We start from the raw sequence: 2065 nt of genomic DNA on the forward strand, positions 1-2065 counted from the left end.
CCTCGCCCGGCGTGCCAGGGCCGGCGCAGCGGTCCGCACCAGCGGCCGCGACCGCCTCCACCCTCGGCGCCACGCGGGGCGTCGCTGCCACGCCCAGCGCGAAAGCGGCGCGCGCGGCTGCCGGCAAGGCGCCGCGCGTCACCCCTGCCGGCAAGGCGCCGCGCGTCACCCACCCCGAGCGCGTCGTCGACGCCATCAGTGGCCACACCAAAGGCGAGCTCGTCGCCTACTACGAGCGCGTGGCCAAACTGATGCTGCCGCACCTGGGTCAGCGGCCGGTGGCCCTGCTGCGTGCGCCGGCCGGCGTCGGCGGTGCGAGCTTTTTTCAAAAGCACGCCGACGCACGCGAGCTGCCCGGCGTGCGGCGGCTGGCCCCTGCGCTCGACCCCGGCCACGAGCCGCTGATCGCCATCACGAGTGCCGCCGCGCTGGTCGGCGTGGCGCAGATGAACACGATCGAGATTCACACCTGGAACGCCACCGCCCGCGCGATCGAGAAGCCCGACCGCCTGGTGTTCGACCTCGACCCCGGCGAGGGCGTGGCCTGGCAGCAGGTAGTCGAAGCCGCGCACATCGTGCGCGACCTGCTCGACGCGCTCGGCCTGGTGAGCTTTTTGAAGACCAGCGGCGGCAAGGGCCTGCACCTGGTGCTGCCGCTCACGCCACGCCATGGCTGGGTGGCCGTCAAGGGCTTTTCGCAAGCGCTGGTGCAGCACCTGGCCGCGCATGCGCGCGAACGCTTCGTCGCCGTGAGCGGACCGCGCAACCGCGTCGGGCGCATCTACGTCGACTACCTGCGCAACGGCCGCGGCGCCACCACCGTGGCGGCTTACTCGGTGCGGGCCCGGCCCGGCCTGCCGATTTCACTGCCACTGGCCTGGGGCGAGCTCGATCGATGGGACGCGCAACGACCGGCCACCATCGCCACGCCGCAGGCGCGCCTCGAGGCCAGCGCCGACACCTGGGCCGGCTATGCCGCGACCCGGCAGACGCTGAGCGGCGCGATGAAGACGCTTGGATTCAAGCCGAAGGCCGAGTGACCGGGAACAATTTGCCGGACATCGGTAAACCCGTCCGCAAACGAACCTTTCCGGGCTTGAAAAACTGGGGCGCGCGTTCCGTGCTCATGGGGCAAAGGCCAACATCAAGTCTGGCACGACCATTGCTCAATATGGGTTCAAGCCCCGGGCGACACACCGCGCCGCTTTCTCTCTCCCCCTCCCTCCTCTATGAGCGGTTCGGGCCCGTGGCTCTTTTTATTCTTTCGCGCTGATCGCCCGGCCAGCGCCCTGCTTTTCCCCCTTGCATCCGACGAGAACTGCGCCTGCCCATCACGGCAGGCGCTTCGCGCTGCGCGCCGTGAGCACGGCACCGGGCTTGCCTGAAGGCGAATGTGAAGCCTCCCTCGACCCGGGCAATGCGTCTCCTGCGCTGGCCTGTCGGCCTGCTGGCCGCGCTGCTGCTCCTGCTGGCGCTTTGCGAAGTCGTGGAATGGCCTTTTTTGCAGCGACCGCTCGAGCGAGCGCTCTCCAAAGGACTGGCGCGCGAGGTGACGCTCGGCAGCGACTTCGGCATGCGTTTGCTCGGCAGCGTGCGCGCGCACAGCGACGCGGTGCGCATCGGCGCGGCGGCGGGCGACCCGGGCCCAGCCTTCGGCGGTGCCGACGGCGTGCGCGTGGTGCTGCCCTATTCGACCGTGATGGCGCTGGCGCGTGGCACGCGCGACGCTCCGTTGGTGGTGCGCTCGCTCGAAGTAGAGCGTCTGGACGTGGCGCTGCGGCGCGACGCCGAGGGCGGCGCGAACTGGCAGTTCGGCCAGCGCAAGCCCGGCCAGCCGAAGCGGGCCGCGAGCGTGCCCGAGTTCGAGCGGCTGGTGGTGCGCGGCGGCGAGATCGCGCTGGACGATGCGATGGAGCAACTCGTCATCACCGCTTCGGTGAGCACGCGCGAAGGCAGCGCCGGCGCGCCGCTGCCGAGCACCGCGGCTTCGTCCGCTCCACCCGCCACCAGCGCCGGGCCGCCGGCCGCGAACGCCGAGCGGCGGGCCGCGGCCGCCAGCGCCGGG

At 71.6% G+C, this 2065-nt stretch carries 2 protein-coding genes; both read left to right on the forward strand.

The features are described from left to right. On the forward strand, positions 1–1040 hold a 1040-nt coding region (ligD, locus tag RMO12_RS15860), incomplete at its 5' end, for a non-homologous end-joining DNA ligase (RefSeq protein WP_309640013.1). A 377-nt stretch (positions 1041–1417) separates the two neighbouring features. After that, positions 1418–2065, forward strand: a 648-nt coding sequence (locus RMO12_RS15865) for a hypothetical protein (RefSeq protein ID WP_309640014.1), incomplete at its 3' end; no start/stop codon positions are given.

It is taken from the genome of Methylibium sp., assembly GCF_031393925.1.
GTDB lineage: Bacteria > Pseudomonadota > Gammaproteobacteria > Burkholderiales > Burkholderiaceae_C > Methylibium.